The following is a 16,963-nucleotide window of genomic DNA, read 5'->3' on the forward strand; positions in this document are numbered from 1 at the left end:
TCATTCTGCTTATCACGGGTAAAGAAACTAATCGCGCTTAAATCCAATCGGCCAGTCTGCGAATGAAAATTACAGCCATTATTACCGGTGCCGTTGTGATTGTCGTGCTGCTTGCTGCGGGGTGCGAGGGCGGCAAGCCACCTTCCTCCAACCCGCAAGTCGCGGAGAAGGAGCCGGTTGAGGTGAACAGTGTCACGCTCAAGCCGGAAATGACAGAAAGGGTCAAGATTGGGCATCCCGAACTGATCGATATTAGCGACAAGTTGCAAGTGCCCAGCCAGATCGGGGTGAACGAACACGGCCTTCTTCTTCATGTCAGCACCTATGTAACCGGGCGCATTATCGAGATTCATGCCATGCTGGGTGACAGGGTTGAGGCGGGTGCTGCGTTGGCGCGGATTACCAGCCCTGAATTGACACAGGCGCAGCTCGTTTATTTGAGTGCGTCTTCCCAGACAAGACTGGCTGAGAAATCGGTGGACCGTGCCCGTCACCTGGTTGCCGCCGACGTGATCGCTGTTGCCGAGATGGAACGGCGCGAATCGCAGTTGCAGATCGTCCGCGCCGAGTTGGAGTCGGCGAGGGATCATTTGCATTTGCTGGGCGTAAATAATCAGGCGTTGAAAGAAATAGCAAAGCATGGGCATATCCTCCCTGCCGTTGCCATCACAGCGTCGGCAGGGGGCATCGTTATTGAGCGGAATATCGTTGTAGGGCAAGTAGTGGAACCTGCGGATCAGCTATTTAAGGTGGCCGATCTATCCTCTGTATGGGCGGTGGGTGCCGTGCCGGAGCAAGTGGCACGCAATGTGCAAGTTGGTCAACATGTGGAGATCCACGTGCCGGCGCTGGGCGATGCAAGCTTTGATGGACTCATCGTATTTGTTGCTGACCTGGTAAATCCGCTCACCCGTACGGTGGAGGTAAAAACCGAGGTGGACAACCCTCAGCGCAAGCTCAAGCCCTCCATGCTGGCCACAATGCATATCAATGATAATCTACATAAAAGCTTGGTGGTGCCGGCAGGCGCGGTGGTGCGGGAGGATAATCGCGACTACGTATTTATTGCCCAGGGCAATAACCGATTCCTGCGAATACCGGTCGAACTGGGTCCCGAAATCGACACCATGCGCCCCGTGCTAAAAGGACTTACCATCGAGCAGAGCATTGTCATAGAGGGGGCCTTTGATTTGAATAATGAGCGCAAGTTAGCCGAACTCCATTAAGCGCAAATTTGCCTATCATGGATTATGCCGAGGCGGCACCTATTTCATCGCGTCTAGGAGAAGCGCTCCTATCACTTCTAAATAGAATGTGAATTTTTTCGATACCCATTTTCACCTTAAAGGTGCGGCAGTTTGCCGCATTCACGGTCGCTTAAACCGGGTTACTCTTCGCCAGATTTAAAGAGAACCCCCGATAAATGTTTGAATTGCTTGATATCGTGGTTCATGAATATGCAGTAAATATTAAATTAAAACATTCTTAATGAGGGTAGCATAATTATGCATCAATTTAAAATAATACTCTTGGCGTTACTCTTGGCTCCGGCTTTTGCTATTTATAGTAATTCGGTTTTCGCCGATCACGGCGCTCTGGGTTTCGGTATTGGCACAGCGTCTCCAATTATTACTCAAACTGGTATAACGCTTCCTGCCGGTATGTGGGCCGGAGGTACAATTACCCAATTTACGAGTTTCAACAATGCTTCGGACGCGACGCTTCTCGATTTGAAAAATAATGCCGTCGATGAGGCTCATGGCGACGTCCATACTTTAAAGTCTTTTTTACAGCCGTCGGTATTCGGAGCCTATGGGATCACCGACAACTGGACCGTAGGTATCAGACTTCCCTATACCCAGCGCTTCGGTGTTCGCTCACCGAACGAAGATGGGGATGCGGTGAATAGGTTAGGCAATCCGGGAGGTTTCGGAGGTGTCTCACTCTTTAGTCAATATCGTTTTTTCCAAACCGCTGACAATTTAAACCACCTATCATTCGTCGTCGGGCTTAAAACCCCATCGGGCGCAACCGGAGTCCACACCAGTCAAGGCGAGAAATTTGAAGCACACAGTCAACCCAGCGGTGGTTCATGGAACCCTTCTGCGGGTTTCTCCTTCACGCGCGCCATGGGTAAGGTCTCATTTGACAGCAGCATCCTCTATACGGTGACGACCAGAGGTACGCAAAGAACCGACCTTGGCGATACCTTTGACTATAATATGGCGCTTTCCTATGCCATCGTGGGTACGGCTAGAAACAATCTTTTCGTCGACAGCAACAACGCGCCATGGACAGCCGTTCTGGAGCTAAACGGCACCTGGCAGGACCGCCAGCGAACCGCTGGCATGGCGGCGGAACCAAACTCCGGAAGTAATATTGTTTATATCTCACCAGGCATCCGATATTCGGGGGGTAAAAACTGGAACACTGCTTTGTCCATAGGTACCCCGATAGTCAAAGACACTAATGGCTATCAGACTCCCCCTGACTACCGAGTCACTTACCGTCTGGTTTTTGCATACTAGCGTGTTTATGGGCAGGCAGGGCGGCTTTACTGTAATGGCTAAGCACCGATTGTTTGATACCAAAACATCGAACAATTATTATATAAATAGCGAAACAACCGAAGCGGGGGGGGGTTAGTGAATACTGAGCAATTGCTCGGCTATCTGCTGCTGATCAGCGCATTGATATTGAGCCCTGCCAGTTATGGCGATCATGATCATTCAAAATCCAATACAGCTAATCTCAAGAGTCCTCCTCATGGAGGAGGTCTGTTCGTTACCGCTACTTTTGGTCCAGATGACCGGTTATGGCGGGTTGTACCAGAGAAAGAACATGTATATGTAGATTATTCAACCGATCTAGGTAGAACCTTCAGTACACCGGTACGTATCAACGGTGAATCACAGCGCGTGAAAGCAAGTAGGGAGAATCGGCCCGGCATCGTCGTGGATGGTTCCGGCAGAATCTATGTCATTTATGCGGCAGAAGGCACTCAGCCGATAGCCCAGTACATTAGCGTGTCCATCGATAATGGGCGCAACTTTTCCACACCCCGGCCATTAAGCACCAAAGCGTCCGAAGCAAATTCTTCCTTGGGTCATTTAGCATTAAGTCCTGCGGGTAAAGTTTATATCTTCTGGCTGGACGAACGTGATCGCACCGATTGGAGGAAACCAGGCAACGCAATGTATTTCACCACCATTATTGGCCAGGGGGAGGTTGATTTCATCAACCAGAAACTTTCTGACACCCTTTGCGAGTGCTGCCGTATTGCTGTTGCTTTTGATCCCGAGAGTCACCCGGTTTTACTGGCACGCTTTATTTATCCCGGTGATATTAGAGATCATGGACTTCTCAAGGTGCAAACTGACGGTAAATTACCCCTCTCTTGGCGAGTTACTTTTGATCAATGGAAACTCGAAGGCTGTCCGGAACATGGTCCGGCGATTTCAATTGCTAATGATGATCGGTACCATATTGCCTGGTTTACGCAAGGCAGCGTCCGCCAGGGTTTGTTCTATGCCTATTCATCCGACGGGGGACAACACTTCTCAAATCCCTTACCTTTAGGTGACGTCGAAAAATTACCCGGGCATCCTGATATCCTCGCACAGGGAAAGAATGTCATCCTGACCTGGACCGAATTTGACGGCGATAAAACGCATCTTTTTATTATGCAATCAAACGACAAAGGCCAGAGCTGGGCGCCGGCCCAGTCGATTGCGGAAAGTACAAGCAAAACCGACTCTCCGTTTTTACTCGCCAGTACTCAAGGCATTTTTGTATCATGGAATAGCAAAAAGGAAGGTTATCGTCTAATTTCATTGAATTGAGTAATCCAGGTTAGAAGTTCAATTTGAGGGGAAAAGGGCGGGCACGAAATCTGTGGCCGAACCAGTCCTTGCAGCATCGGGAACATTGTCTCGACATTCAGCTTGTAGCGGTGTCGTCGCAGCTCTTTGATGATGCCAAGAGGGAGGAAAGCTGCTTGGCTGGCGGCTAGGGAGACTCGCAATGCTTCGAGAAGCGTTGCGAGAGACGCGAAAAAATTGCCTCGTCATGTAATAAGGCTAACTACACGTTCTTTGCTTTGGTACGGCACCGTGTAATGGCACCCATCAATCCCAAACCAGCTAAAAGCATTGCGTAGGTTTCAGGTTCGGGTACTACACCTGCTACCAATGTCCCGGTGACACCGTATTTATTCAAGAGGTTTGGGTTTGAAATATCCTGAGCCAAGTAATCCGATCCTCCAACGAACACAGAGTAGTCTCCCGCTGCCAGATTCATGAAAGTATGCGAAACCATGCCGTCCGTCACCCCATCCGAACCAAAACCTGTTCCATCATAGGCGTTGCCGATAAATTTGAAAAAACTCAGGTCTGCGGGTATACCATTGACAGCGTCCGGCTCGTTGCCTATTTTCCAGTCATTTAGTGCCCGGAAGGAGCCTTCGGCGTTATCGGGGCGGTTAGCCTTGGATATGTCCGAAGAATCAAGGTCTGCTTTCATCGGAGCCAAATGCGCAAGTCCCTGATAGAGCGAAAAACCGGGCATGAAGCCATCAAGTACAGGGGCGGCGCCGGCAGTTGCCGGGGTGAAAACCTGACTTCCAAATGTGAGCGTGACGTCGGTGGGATTCAATAATGTAAACCGATAAGCAAGTGTTTTATGCGCATCGCCGTAGTCGGCATCAGTACCGTCGATCCATCCATAGTTTCCGGTGGCGGCTTGGTTCGAGCGGGTTGCGACAGTATAGGTATCATCAAATGTTCCAAAATTACGACCGGTATAGCCGATATGGGCCATTGCAGGCAGTGAGGTCATACCTGCGAAAAGTAGGACATATTTAAGCGTTTTTTTCATACATAGCCTCTTGATTAACATAAAGTAGAAAATAAACATTTTGCATCGGAATGCTTCTCAGTCATCCTGATACAGCCAAGTATTTATTATTCATATTTAAAAATCAATGTGGCATATTGTCACATGCGGCATATTGCCGCATGGTTGGTAACGTTATATGCTTACAGAATAAGCACGATTACTGTAATAGTTTTGCTGGAAGTAAAGAATGGGTTTTGATCGAACTAGATCGGCTTACCAAAGCTAGATTATGTCGATGGGGTCAGCTCGTCTGGCTAAGACTGCTAGCCTCACATCTCGGGCATGAGTCCATGTATAGAGTGCATTGAGAATCTCCCTGGAACATGCAATGGCGTATCAACTTCCTCTTTCTGGCAATAGAACCACCCTTGTTAATTCCGGCAGCGAATCATGATGCTCTGGGTGATAGCCATACTATCTTCGAATCCCAGATTATTTCCGCTTGCACTTGAACCGCGAACCCCCCTTAGAATAATCTGGCCGTCATGGTTAAGCTGATCGTAGCCTCGTGAACCACATAGATCACCAGCTTTCTCGAAACATGTATTTATTCCAAGAGCGGCTCTGTCACAACTGATGCTGTAGCCTTTTGTTCCATCGGGTAGATAGGTTTCTTTAGAAACCGCACACCCCATAAGAGCCAATGCAAGAAGATTGCATATAACAAAACGTGCACTTAAGTTATATCTCATGCTAATTGCCTCAATGTGAGGTCAACGATGCAATTTGTCGTTTCAATTTAAATCCTTATACTTAACATCGATGGCACATAAGTCTGAAAGAAGAAAGGGCCACAAAATCTGTGGCCGCCTTTCTAGGGCAGCGTTCTTATTATCGCCTCAACTGATCAGTGCCCCCCGCCATGGCCGTCCGACCGATCACCCCCTCCATCCTGGTTAGGGCGATCCAGGGGGGGCCTGCCATCGCGAGCAGGGGCCAGGTTTTGGTTCACTCGATCTATCGTTCTGCCTTGGGGATCCGCGTTTGTATCACGTTCCCTTCCGGTTGATCCGTCCCGATTGCCATTGGCTCTATCTGGGGGTGCCGGCCGCTGTACGGCAGCGTCCTGATCGGGCGGGTCGTCATGGGCGTACGCTGAACCGGGTAAGCCGATTATCAGGGTGCTAGCCAGTACCCATGATCGAGCCGTTTTGTTTTTAAATGTGAAAGGGTATTTCATGTTGTCTCCTTACTCAGTTGAGGATATCAGTTTAAAAAGCAGGCTAATTAAGCCGGGTAAACCGGCAATCAGCGCGCTAGCTAGCGCCAGTGTTTGAGCCGTTTTGTTCTTAAATATTAAAAGATATTTCATGTTATCTCCTTACTCAGTTGAGAATAGCAGTTATAGAATTATGCTAATTGATTCTAAGAAACCAATTCAACCATGCCTGTGCCCAGGCGATATACTCCGCCGACTATCCGAATTTTTTTCTCCCTCACTGATCGACTCAAGATGGGTGTGCTATTCTTAAGCTCGGTAACAGTGAGGATGACATTCATCTTGACCGTATTGTCATAAAGCATGCCCGGCATAGTTCTCGCCGCCCTGACTGCGGGCGCTAGTGCCGTCGCCATTGCTTGGATGTGCCCCGGAAACTGTTTATTGTTATCAATGGCATCAATAGCGGCCCCCACAGCGCCACAACTTTCATGGCCAAGCACCATGATCAGCGGGGTATGCAATACGGCAACCGCATACTCAAGCGTAGCCAGAAAATCGACAGTTATATAGTTGCCGGCGACCCGAGCCACAAACAGATCCCCGTGAGCCTCATCAAAACACTGTTCAGGACCGACTCTGGAATCGGCGCAACCCAAAATGGCAGCGTAGGGGTTTTGCCCTTTAACCAGAGCGTCCTGGGAAGTATGTATATCCAATGCTGCAATCGATTGACCGCTACCATGACGCTTGTTGCCTTCCATCAATCTTTCCAAAGCCTGATCAGGCGTAAGCACGTTTTCAGGTTGTGGCGGGACTTTGGTGGATGGCGTCAAAGGCGCCTTAGTTTCTTCCGCTCTGGCGACACCTGCACCACTAATACCCAAACCCAACGCAGATGCCGCTACCAATTTCATGAATGAACGTTTCCGTGAATCATGCTGAAGGTGTTCATTCTTTTTGTCACATACGTGGCACATAAAAGCTCCTGTTATTCAGTACACTTCACATCGGAATAAAAAGTAATTTCTCATTACAGTTAATGCCCTCCGCCATGATGGCCTGATCCACCCATCTTACTAGCTCGATCAGTGCCCGAGCCTTGTTTTGAGCCAGCAGCGCGGCCTGTGTTCGGGCGGCCTATCGGCTTGCTAGCGCGATCAGCGCCCGAACCCTGATCCGAACGAATTGCCGATCTTGCATCCGGATCGGCGTCCGAACTCGGCTTCGACGGAGCGGCACCCCATACTTTGTTTGGCTGATTTACCGTCTTGCCAGCGCGATCAGCGCCTGAACCCTTTGGTCGTACAGTGCCCCGGCCTAGATCCGATCGGTATATGGCCCCCATATTTGAGTCAGTGCCTGATCCTTGATTCGGCCGATAAATTCCCGGACTCGGGTTCGACCACTTCACATTCGGATCACCGCCCGAACCTGGATTAGGAGTTTTTTTCTTTTCCGGCTCTTTCCGAACAGTTAGAGCTTCTTTATTTTCTTCATTGCGCGCTTCTGGCCTTTGCGTGGAGGCACCCTGTCCTTGCGAGGTCTCCTGAGCATGACCAGCCCCTGCAATACCGATCATTAATGCGCTAACTAGCGCCAATGATTGAACCAATTTAGTTTTAATATCCAATAAAAGAAATCTCATAGTGTCTTCTTCTTATCAGTTCAAAGCGGCTATAGAATATAGTCGGCATGACTAGACCTTCCTGTACTACTGTCGCTCCAAAAAGGGAAAAAGCGCCACGAATACATCCATTTCGCCTGCGCTCCTCTATCAGTTACATCACTGAAATGAAGAAAACTGCGCAGTGGGCTTGCCAAGTTAACCTGGCGCGACTTTAGTTTGCCCAAGGCAACCTTAGGAGGTTGGCAACGAGCGTAACTTTGAAGATCTAGATTGCGAAGCTGGTTTTGGGGGGGTGAAGCGGGGAGTCCGGGATGGACTCGGGAACGATGACAGAGACGAATAGTGTCAACGCTTCCATGCCGATGGAAGCGGGTACGAGTGGAGGAACTGTAAAAAAGAAGGGCTGGTATTGGCCGGCCGCCTGAAGGCATAAATCAATGGCGGCGTCCACATGCGCGCCATCGCTAAAAGCCTCAAGTTCATGGGCCTCTTGAAGCGCAACCGGATCTATAGAGAGCGCATGGTGCTTGCGATCCAGCTCATGCGCAAATACCTCGCCATTAAATGCCCAGCCGAATCCGGTCGTCAGCATAGTGACGAATAAGGCAAATATGATAGGTTGGACAAAACGTTTATTCATGAATATTAGATTATATACCCCTAGTTTATTGTTGTTAACTGTTTTGAAGAAATATGTGAGCTCAGCAAATGGGGACGGCAATGCCTGTTTGCGCTCGATCGAATCTATATCCATTGTGTGCTTGGGAAACATTACCTTTTGTTCTCGTTCTTCCTCTATATGATGGTTCCAACTTGTCTTTATTGTGCCACGGGTTGCGGGGGTATTTTTTCCCAGCCGCCCGGGCATTCCCTGACATACGGATAGTAGCCATCTGGATTTCGACAATAGTGCCAATAGTTGGTTTGTGGCTCGGAAGTTGTTGGTATATTTTGTTGTGTGTACACTGGTGGGGGCGAAGGCGCTGCAACCACGGGTTGATAGGGGTAATATGGATAGGGATAAGGCATACCATAACCGTAGTAACCTAGACCATAACCTAAACCTAAGCCCAAGGCTAGATCGTAACCAAAGTGGCCTCCTCCATGCCAGCCACCGAAGTGTCCTCCTCCACCGTGTCCCCATCCATGCCCTCCTCCCGCCCAGACTGAGCCACTAAAAAGTGGGGCGAGCAATATTATGACGAGACTTATAAAGTTTATCTGTTTCGTAAAAGACTTCATTTTTACACCAGCGATGACTTTGTACTTTTTGCTGTGTACAAATCTAGGTAATACATATTGGCTCATAACTCGGCACCTCCTTTTCAATGCAGGCGCTGCTTTATTACATAGCGCAGCCTCTATAATTTCTGATCGACTAAGAACAAGTTACCAGTTCAATCTTTCGGGCCCTAAGTTTCTTTATTAAGCAGTGTCCCAATCGGCGGAGTGATCTTCAACATCATCGAAGAAAAGATAACGGGATCTGTTTTTTTTTGCCTGATACATAGCAACATCAGCATTCGCCACAAGTTCATGGCCCATACTTCCATCACCCGGATACACGGCAATGCCGATATTAGGCTCAATGGTGAGCGTGAAATCTTCAATAATAAATAAGGGCGAAAACAGATCTAATATATTTTCCACGATATATTGAATGTTCTCTTTGCTCTGCGGATTCACTAATAAACACAGGAATTCATTATCGCCATAACGGCACACGATATCCTCAGTACGGATCTGTTCACGCAATCGTTGCGCCACGATCCGTAATATCTTGTCACCTACACCATGGCCATGCGTATCGTTAATCTCCTTAAAACGATCTACGGAAAAAAATACGACAGCAAAAATCCAGTCGTTCCGCTTAGCCAAAGCAATTGTCTGTTCAAGACGATCGTTGAAGAAGTGTTGGTTTGGAATCCCAGTTGCAAAATCATGTAAGGTACGTTGCGTAGCTTCATGCACTATTTCGTTGGCGATCACCGCTATATCCTGGGCATCGGACAATGCATTTCCTTTGGGGTCCAGTTTTTGCGGCGTTTCTTCCAATTCGTGGTGGAGTTTGTAGCGGTCATCGATTTCTCGTGCCAGCACTTCATTGATTTCATGAAGTTCGCTCGCACATTTCCCAACTTTATATTCTATCTTTTCGCTATGTGCCAGAGCGGTTTCCAACCGTTGTAAGGTACTACCGGTTGCCACTTCCTTCTTTACCATTTCGGTGACAGCAGAAAGCTCGCTTGCACATTTTTTTATTTTATCCTTAACGTCCTGGCTCTGTTTCAAGGCCTTTTCCAACAGGAGTTGCTTCTTAACTCCGGGGGGAGATGAGGAATCATTTGAATGCATTTTCATTTGCTATCTAAAAATAAGTGGGGACTTCTTTCTTGATAGGCGAGCGAGTGCCAATAATTGAGCCCTATTGCTCGCACTAGCTAAGGCACTGATAGAAGAAGCAACTTGCACAGCTGGCTTATATCAAGCGAGTCGAGAGTACACATACAGCAACCTGAGGTTGCAGTAAGCGTAGTTTTGGAGAGATCTAACTTGCGTAGTTGTTTCGGGGGGGATGAAGCGGCGAGTCGGGAATGGATTCGGGAACGGGGACAGCGACGAACCGTGTCAACGCTTCCATCGCTCTGGAAGCGGGGACGAGCGGGGGAACTGTAAAAAAGAAGGGCTGGTATTGTCCCGCCGCCTGAAGGCATAAATCAATGGCGGCATCCACATGCTTGCTATCGCGAAAAGCCTCAAGTTCATGGGCTTGTTGAAGCGCAACCGGATCTATAGAGAGCGCATGGTGCTTGCGATCCAACTCATGCGCAAATACTTCGCCATTAAACGCCCAGCCGAATCCGGTCGTCAGTATAGTGACGAATAAGGCAAATATGACAGGCCGGATGAGACGCTTATTCATGGCGTTTAGATTGTATTCCTACTTTTCATTATTGTTAACTTTTTTTTAAAAGAAGTAGCCTTAATTCGACCCTACCCCAGAATAAGCACCGGTCTAATTGGGCAAATGCGCCCTTCGCGACCATCGCTGAGCAGTTTGACATCTCTGTTCGACGATTTATTGCAGAGCGGCTATATTTCCATCCTGAGCCATTGCGCGTTGCGATGCCTGGGGCTTGGCTTCCTTCAACCACACAACTAGGGCCGTCACTTGGAGGGTTATGTTTGCGATTTGCCATGCAATCAGCCAAAACTGCTGTGTTTGATGATAAACGATTATGAGCGCGAGGTTGCCGGCGATCCACGCCAAATAGCCCCTGGCGTCTTTTCGGGTGATTAGGAGTTGGCCGATCAATCCCGTCACGATGATGAATACTTGCAATACCATTATGGCCAGTTCCTAAACGAGGTGAACTGCCAGTTTCTCATGCTTTTGTCTTCATTCAGTCACGGAACAGAAGGGTAATGCTGCCCTATTTCTCGGGTGCTTCCTCTGCCCCGGGCAAAAGTATAAGCCATCAAACCCATCAGCCCGCGATCGCGTAAGCCGACAAGTGTGCTAATGTCGATTGAGTCCAGCAAAACACAAGCTTCATCCGCAGCAAGGATAGGAGGCATTTAACGCGGCAAAATCAGGGGTAAAACTTGTCACCGCCTGATCAGGGGAGACGTTACCAGTGTCTTTTGGCACGGTTCCACTGGTAAAGCACCCGAGCAAAAATATTATACACCAAGCGCATAAACTGCTTGAGTACGGGTAGCCGCAAGAGTTTGGCGAACCAGCGCTGACCGGGCGTTTGAGACCAAAGTCTCGTAAATGCATCCGCTCCTATATTGAGCTGGCCATCCGCGTCTTTGACGTACAAACGCTCCCGTACCTGCTCCAACGAAGCCCCAACCTCCGATACGGCCTCTGGATGTGCGTGCACATCGACCCACTCAATGTCCTTAACACCACATGCCTCCATGCGCTGTCGCTGATCCTTGATTCCCGCATTGCAAACAGGGCAGGCGCTGTTGTAGTAGACCTTGCTGGACATGTTCCCACTCTTCGATTCATTCGTTTCAAAATATCCTGATAAGTATCTCATTACCTGCTCAGGGTTACAGCATAATGTTTCCTATAACGAGAGTCTTAATTCTGCCGATGCCTCGGTAACTAAAGATGTACCCACCGAATTTTGGACAACCGTTCTAGAAAAAGGGCTTAAATCGGTTGGATATCCCAGTGAAAGATTGATTCGATTCAGAAAGAATCTAACCGAAAAAGGGGTCGATGCTTTTGAAATATTTAAGCTTGAGCAATCTTTTATTAAATCCGTCAAGAATAAAGATTCTTCGATTATGGAAAGACAAGCAGTTCCTGACGAGATTAAAGAGCTAGTGAGGGCCTTTGTTTCGATTGCCCTTTCACAGCTTATTCTGTCTTTAAGTAAATAAACCTTTATGAAATATGAGACGGAAAATAAACGTCAGGCAAAGCTAAAAGCAGAACTTAAGGACGCTCAAAATGAATTACAAAATTTAGTTGAGGAAAATAACAAATTAAAAACGGTGTTTGAGAGTCTCATGCATGAAAGTAGGCGTTTTAGTAGCGATATTGCGGATTACTCGGAAGCATTGTTAGCCCAAATAAAGGAAAAACTACCTAGGGAAGCTCTGAATAAGTCGATATTCAACTCCTTGAATTCATCAAATAGTCGTTACAGGCATTTCTTATAATAAGAAACGCTCTGAAGAGCGAGTTTTTTCCTGGGATCACCGGTGATTCTTCGTTTTCCGGGCGGATTATGCCCCTGATGCCCATAATAGCCGCCTGACCTGATAGAGATTACCCAGCGCAAACAGGGTAAACATCTGCGCGGTGTTCTTGGCCAAACCACGGTAACGCGCCTTGGTAAAGCCAAACTGCCGTTTCAATATCCGGAACGGGTGTTCGCCAATGGCACGCATTCTGGCAATCGCTCGGTTAAGCCCTTGTGTCCGGATATCCAGACCTTTGCCAGGTTTGCTTTTCCTGGCAACCCAGTCTTCGAGCCCATGTTGCTGCAGGAGCTCATGTACATGCGGATAGTCGTAACCACGGTCGGCACTGATACGTACTTCTTCACCATGCAGCAGTTCGGTGAATTGCGACATGTCGGAGGTCTTGGCAGTGGTACCGATGAACGTGTGCACCAATCCGCTCTGATCGTCCACGCCAATGTGAGCCTTCATGCCAAAGTACCATTGATTGCCCTTCCGGGTCTGTGTCATCTCGGGGTCGCGTTTGCCTCCCCGGTTCTTGGTTGAGGACGGTGCGGCAATCAGCGTGGCATCCACGGTTGTGCCTTCACGCAGCAGCAGTCCTTTCTCCATTAGCAGGGCATTCACTTCAGCAAATAACAGCCCCGAGAGTCCATGCCGCTCCAGCAGGTGACGCAACCCGAGAATGGTGCTCTCGTCCGGTATCGTGTCGCTGCCGATATCCAGTCCAGCAAAACGCCGCAATAGCGGTACTTCATGCAAAGCTTCTTCCATGGCCGCATCACCGTAGCCAAACCATTGCTGCATGCAGTGAATGCGAAGCATGACGGATAGCTTGTAAGGTGAACGTCCGTTCCCAGTCTTGGGGTAATGCGGTTTAATCACGGCTTCCAGCCGTGCCCAGGGCACAACTGCTTCCATTTCCAGCAGAAATCTTTCCCGCCGTGTCTGCTTGGGTTTCTTGCTAAATTCAACTTCAGCAAAACTGAGTTGTTTCATAGGGCTCACTATCCATAATTGGAATCCCCACTATTTTACAAGACCGCAGACTTGTTCAGGGTTTCCCTAGGTACTAATTCGGTTCCACCAAAATCCCCTAAAGCGCATTAACATTCACAACTATGTAATGCCACAATGAATGCCTTGTTCTTGAGCCTATCATGACGTGCCTAAATAGCAGAGGCGTAAAACAGGAAAACATGCCCACAGACGCCTGCCAGTTCTTCTTCGAGTGCAGCAATGTAAGAGCTACTGCGCCCCAATCTGGGTGACTGCTGCGCTTTTTGTTCTTTCAGCACTGTGAGCCACCCAAATAAATTCCCGGCAATACCGGAGTTATTAATAGTTCGAATCTACTTGCCCGTAAAGTTCGCTGCGATGAAATTGCCTGTCGCGGTAAAGTAGACATGAAGCGTCTCCTTTGTTTTATCCTTTGCGTTCGGATCCTTGAATGTCACCACCCATTCCTTGCCCTTTTTTCCATCTACCTGCTCGATATTATCTTGGGGAACCGACAGCCAGGATTTGGCTATTTTGCCATTTTTTATAAGTATTCCCTTGCGCTGATGAGCGCAACTCGCCACTGTTTCAGATGTGGCGGCCGTATTTCCATGGAAGTGACAACCGCTCCTTTCATCTGCCAGCACCATGGTTGCACTTAAACTGGCCGCCGTAATAATCGTTACCATTAGAATCTTTTTCATTTTGCATTTTCTCCTTTGTGTGACTACGTTAAAGATTATCGCGCCCTGTATCGACGCTATTTAAAATATCCATGTCCTCGTGGGCGTGTTTGTGCTCCTGGGCAGGGAACCGGAAACCATCAGGATCGCTATCATGATGGTAACTGTGCAATTGCATGAGCAATAGGAGTACTCCAGCATAAATCAGCGCCTGGTTCGACGCGAAGCTGAAGCGCTTGAACGAGGGTCGATGCCGCCACAGCGAGAGCATGGTAACCATGACCATCAGAGCAGCAATCTGTCCGATTTCAACGCCTAGATTGAAGCTCAATATCCGTAGAAGTATGTGAGTGGTGTCATCCCCCAGCGGCAACTGTTGCAAGCGCGTGGAAAGGCCGAAACCGTGGAGCAGGCCAAACAGGAACACCGCCCAGAGCAGATTAGGGGAGTTCGAATCAAAATACTTCTGGAAACCGCCGTTATTATCAAAGCCTTTATAGATTACGCTGAGCGCAATTACCCCATCAATCAAGTAATAGTTCCAGGTGATGCCGAAGAATGTGGCGAAGATCAGCGTAATACAATGTCCTAGCGTGAACACGGTCACAAACCTGACAATATCTTTAAAAGTGGTAAGAAAAAAAACTACCCCCAATAAAAACAACAGGTGATCGTAGCCGGTGAGCATGTGCGTTGCGCCCAGCCCGATGTATTGAAGATACCCGCCATCAAGCAAGCGCTGCTTATCTTCGTCCGAAATCCCATGGGACCATGCGGCCAGAGGAATCAGCAGGAATAGAGCAATAGCTAAGTGACGTAAGTTAAAACGGGACATTTTTTATCTTCTATAGAATTTTGATTCGAACCAGGACAGGCGATAAATGCATATTCTGGTGCTCTGAAGATAGGCCGGCATGGCCCCCTTTAGATACTGCTGAGATAGAAAGACGTGATGTTTATTCATGATCATGCCGATGGTGTGCGTCCGGATAATGTGAATGCGAGTGCCGTAGGGGGCCATGGCGATGCCGATGGGTGTGAGCTCCGGTTACCGCTTCGGAATGCGTATGCGGATGATGGTCATCATGCATATGCTCGTGGTCGTGTTCCACGATCTTGTGGGTATGAAAATGGTGATGCTGCTCTGTGAGATGCAGCCATACACCAACTGCCATAAATACCGCTGCAACCATAAATTGAATCGATAGCGATTCACCGAGTAGGGGGATTGATAACAACGCACCGATGAAGGGCGCCGTCGAGAAATAAGCACCCGTTCGCGCTGTGCCAAGGTGGCGCAGCGCCACCACAAACAACACCAGACTCAAGCCATAGCATAAGAAGCCGACAGTACCGGCAGCCATCAAAACGGAAGCTTGGGGCAGCGTCGCGCCAAGCAGCCAGGCAATCACAACATTTGCGGTGCCGGCGGCAAGTCCTTTAACCATGGCAATGAACGTGGCTTCGACCAGCGCAACCTTACGAGTCAGATTGTTGTCAATGGCCCATCCGAGACAAGCTCCTAAAACCGCAAGTACAGGAAGCGCAGAATCGAAATTGGCATCTCGTGACCACGTTAGCACGACCGTGCCGACTACGATCATGGCCATGCCAATGGCAATCCGCCGGTCAAAGTTTTCGCGGAACACGAACCATGCAAGGAGTGCGGTTAATACACCTTCCGCATTCAATAGCAGCGCCACGCTGGACGCTGACATACGTGACAGTCCCCACATCAACAACACCGGCGCAATTACGCCTCCCGCTAGGATCGCCCACGCCAGCCACCTAGTCTCGCTTTTACCAAAATGTACCGGATTACCCTTTCTCAGTAACCGCCAAAGCATCAGGCCAAGGCCCGAGCCCAGGTATAACAACCCAGCTAACAGCCACGGATCTATCGGCCCGAGCAACAGTTTGGCAATGGGGGTGCCAATCCCAAACAAGAGCGCCGCAGCCAATGCATTCAGTATTCCCGGATTAATCGAGATGATCATGCCAATCGCCTATGTAAAAAACTGCTATGCGTATTCTCACCTGTAAATTTGTGCCGACTTCGTCAAGAATCTCAGACACCAGGTATCGTGGCTCCCTGAACAATGCACTAAAGTTCATGGAACATCCTTCGTAAGTGTATTAGGCGTTAACGATCTAATCGACAGTGATGAGCGACCGGTTAACGCGAACTAAAACGCAACAAGCTCAGCATGGTAGATAAGCGTAACAGGGCTTTGGCGACATTTGTGCGCCTAAGCTACGTCAGGGGTTTATCCGGCGTGACTTGAAGATCTAGCTTGCGAAGGTGTTTCGAGGAGGATGAAGCGGGGAATCCGGAATGGATTCAGGGATATTGACTGGAACAAATACGCTCAACATTTCCATAGCGATGGAAGCAGGGACGAGCAGAGGAGCGTGAAAGAAAAAAGGTGAATATTGCCCGAAAGCATGAAGCGATAAATGAGTAGCGGCGTCTAGCTCGCTCTCTCCACTAGATGAGCCGTGGTGGTGAGCCTCCAGATGATCCATTGGATCACCAGAAAGAACATGATGCCGGTGATCAAGCTCATGGGCAAATATCCCTTCGTTAAACGCCCAGCTAAATGCGTTCGCCAGCATTCCGAGGAGTAATAGAAACGCGATGTAATTGTCAAAATATTTGGTCACGTTAAGAGTCTATACTGAGTAAGCGAGGGTTGCCAATCCTTCAAAACATTTTGGTGTTAATTTAACACGAGTCGTAACCAATAAAACCTATCTTGGCGGTGATATAGTTCAACGCCCTCTAGCTGACGTTCGATGTTCTGGCGGGCACTTCTTATTTGGGACTCTGTTCTGAGTTTTCATGGCTAATGATAAATATCCATTATTGGCAATCATTAATTAAAAATT

Annotated in this window: 21 protein-coding genes and 1 pseudogene; 6 read left to right on the forward strand and 16 right to left on the reverse strand. The window is 48.6% G+C overall.

All coding sequences use genetic code 11. The features are described 5' to 3' along the window. Positions 1 to 62: 62 nt before the first annotated feature. The 3 genes from SQ11_RS10345 (at position 63) to SQ11_RS10355 (ending at position 3,842) form a co-directional block, all read left to right on the forward strand. Positions 63 to 1,226, forward strand: a complete 1,164-nt coding sequence (locus SQ11_RS10345; protein WP_041514096.1) for an efflux RND transporter periplasmic adaptor subunit — start codon at positions 63 to 65, stop codon at positions 1,224 to 1,226. Between the two features lie 279 nt (positions 1,227 to 1,505). Continuing rightward, entirely contained in the window at positions 1,506 to 2,528 is a 1,023-nt protein-coding gene (locus SQ11_RS10350; RefSeq protein WP_232297965.1) for a transporter, read from the forward strand. 117 nt (positions 2,529 to 2,645) lie between these two features. After that, a complete protein-coding gene (locus SQ11_RS10355) occupies positions 2,646 to 3,842 on the forward strand; it encodes a sialidase family protein (protein ID WP_041514097.1) in 1,197 nt (398 codons plus the stop codon). Positions 3,843 to 4,083: 241 nt separating this feature from the next. Here SQ11_RS10355 and SQ11_RS10360 read toward each other — a convergent pair whose 3' ends face one another. The 11 genes from SQ11_RS10360 to SQ11_RS10405 all read right to left on the reverse strand — a co-directional run bounded on the left by SQ11_RS10360 (position 4,084) and on the right by SQ11_RS10405 (position 11,686). Beyond that, a complete protein-coding gene (locus SQ11_RS10360; RefSeq protein WP_041514098.1) occupies positions 4,084 to 4,875 on the reverse strand; it encodes a PEP-CTERM sorting domain-containing protein in 792 nt (263 codons plus the stop codon). Positions 4,876 to 5,743: 868 nt separating this feature from the next. After that, positions 5,744 to 6,076, reverse strand: a complete 333-nt coding sequence (locus SQ11_RS10365) for a hypothetical protein (protein ID WP_041514099.1) — start codon at positions 6,074 to 6,076, stop codon at positions 5,744 to 5,746. Positions 6,077 to 6,085: 9 nt separating this feature from the next. Next, a complete protein-coding gene (locus tag SQ11_RS18105; RefSeq protein ID WP_269746042.1) occupies positions 6,086 to 6,208 on the reverse strand; it encodes a hypothetical protein in 123 nt (40 codons plus the stop codon). Positions 6,209 to 6,261: 53 nt separating this feature from the next. Beyond that, positions 6,262 to 6,972 (reverse strand): carbonic anhydrase, encoded by a 711-nt coding sequence (locus tag SQ11_RS10370; RefSeq protein WP_232297966.1) that lies wholly within the window; start codon positions 6,970 to 6,972, stop codon positions 6,262 to 6,264. A gap of 122 nt (positions 6,973 to 7,094) precedes the next feature. Beyond that, positions 7,095 to 7,703, reverse strand: coding sequence for a hypothetical protein (locus SQ11_RS10375; protein ID WP_041514101.1), 609 nt, complete (start codon positions 7,701 to 7,703; stop codon positions 7,095 to 7,097). Positions 7,704 to 7,950: 247 nt separating this feature from the next. Beyond that, entirely contained in the window at positions 7,951 to 8,325 is a 375-nt protein-coding gene (locus SQ11_RS10380) for a hypothetical protein (protein ID WP_041514140.1), read from the reverse strand. Positions 8,326 to 8,504: 179 nt separating this feature from the next. Beyond that, positions 8,505 to 8,993 carry a hypothetical protein gene (locus SQ11_RS16815; protein WP_306463976.1) on the reverse strand — a complete coding sequence of 163 codons (489 nt, stop codon included), beginning with the start codon at positions 8,991 to 8,993 and terminating at the stop codon, positions 8,505 to 8,507. Positions 8,994 to 9,110: 117 nt separating this feature from the next. Next, positions 9,111 to 10,046: a GGDEF domain-containing protein gene (locus SQ11_RS16485; RefSeq protein WP_084226809.1), complete on the reverse strand. Its 936-nt coding sequence runs from the start codon at positions 10,044 to 10,046 to the stop codon at positions 9,111 to 9,113. A gap of 187 nt (positions 10,047 to 10,233) precedes the next feature. Continuing rightward, positions 10,234 to 10,608: a hypothetical protein gene (locus SQ11_RS10395; RefSeq protein WP_041514103.1), complete on the reverse strand. Its 375-nt coding sequence runs from the start codon at positions 10,606 to 10,608 to the stop codon at positions 10,234 to 10,236. A 156-nt stretch (positions 10,609 to 10,764) separates the two neighbouring features. Continuing rightward, entirely contained in the window at positions 10,765 to 11,034 is a 270-nt protein-coding gene (locus SQ11_RS10400; protein ID WP_198140842.1) for a hypothetical protein, read from the reverse strand. A gap of 283 nt (positions 11,035 to 11,317) precedes the next feature. Then, a complete protein-coding gene (locus SQ11_RS10405) occupies positions 11,318 to 11,686 on the reverse strand; it encodes a DUF393 domain-containing protein (RefSeq protein WP_041514104.1) in 369 nt (122 codons plus the stop codon). Here SQ11_RS10405 and SQ11_RS10410 point away from each other — a divergent pair. Both SQ11_RS10410 and SQ11_RS10415 read left to right on the forward strand, forming a co-directional pair. Further along, positions 11,676 to 12,086 (forward strand): hypothetical protein, encoded by a 411-nt coding sequence (locus SQ11_RS10410; protein WP_156972467.1) that lies wholly within the window; start codon positions 11,676 to 11,678, stop codon positions 12,084 to 12,086. The genes SQ11_RS10405 and SQ11_RS10410 overlap by 11 nt on opposite strands. Before the next feature lie 6 nt (positions 12,087 to 12,092). Beyond that, on the forward strand, positions 12,093 to 12,368 hold the full coding sequence (locus tag SQ11_RS10415; RefSeq protein WP_041514106.1) for a hypothetical protein: 276 nt from the start codon (positions 12,093 to 12,095) through the stop codon (positions 12,366 to 12,368). Positions 12,369 to 12,434: 66 nt separating this feature from the next. Here SQ11_RS10415 and SQ11_RS10420 read toward each other — a convergent pair whose 3' ends face one another. Then, positions 12,435 to 13,391 (reverse strand): IS5 family transposase, encoded by a 957-nt coding sequence (locus tag SQ11_RS10420; protein ID WP_041514107.1) that lies wholly within the window; start codon positions 13,389 to 13,391, stop codon positions 12,435 to 12,437. Between the two features lie 161 nt (positions 13,392 to 13,552). Between SQ11_RS10420 and SQ11_RS18255 the strand changes: the two are divergent. Next, positions 13,553 to 13,796, forward strand: a pseudogene (locus SQ11_RS18255) (GDCCVxC domain-containing (seleno)protein). On the opposite strand, the gene SQ11_RS10425 reads toward SQ11_RS18255, so the two are convergent. The 4 genes from SQ11_RS10425 to SQ11_RS16820 form a co-directional block, all read right to left on the reverse strand. Then, on the reverse strand, positions 13,745 to 14,095 hold the full coding sequence (locus tag SQ11_RS10425) for a DUF6488 family protein (RefSeq protein WP_041514108.1): 351 nt from the start codon (positions 14,093 to 14,095) through the stop codon (positions 13,745 to 13,747). The pseudogene SQ11_RS18255 and the gene SQ11_RS10425 overlap by 52 nt on opposite strands. Before the next feature lie 28 nt (positions 14,096 to 14,123). Next, positions 14,124 to 14,909, reverse strand: a complete 786-nt coding sequence (locus tag SQ11_RS10430; protein WP_041514109.1) for a HupE/UreJ family protein — start codon at positions 14,907 to 14,909, stop codon at positions 14,124 to 14,126. Between the two features lie 121 nt (positions 14,910 to 15,030). After that, positions 15,031 to 16,071, reverse strand: a complete 1,041-nt coding sequence (locus tag SQ11_RS10435) for a DMT family transporter (protein WP_041514110.1) — start codon at positions 16,069 to 16,071, stop codon at positions 15,031 to 15,033. 292 nt (positions 16,072 to 16,363) lie between these two features. Then, positions 16,364 to 16,738 carry a hypothetical protein gene (locus SQ11_RS16820; protein WP_232297967.1) on the reverse strand — a complete coding sequence of 125 codons (375 nt, stop codon included), beginning with the start codon at positions 16,736 to 16,738 and terminating at the stop codon, positions 16,364 to 16,366. Between the last annotated feature and the right edge of the window lie 225 nt (positions 16,739 to 16,963).

Source organism: Nitrosospira sp. NpAV, assembly GCF_000832065.1.
Classification (GTDB): Bacteria; Pseudomonadota; Gammaproteobacteria; order Burkholderiales; family Nitrosomonadaceae; genus Nitrosospira.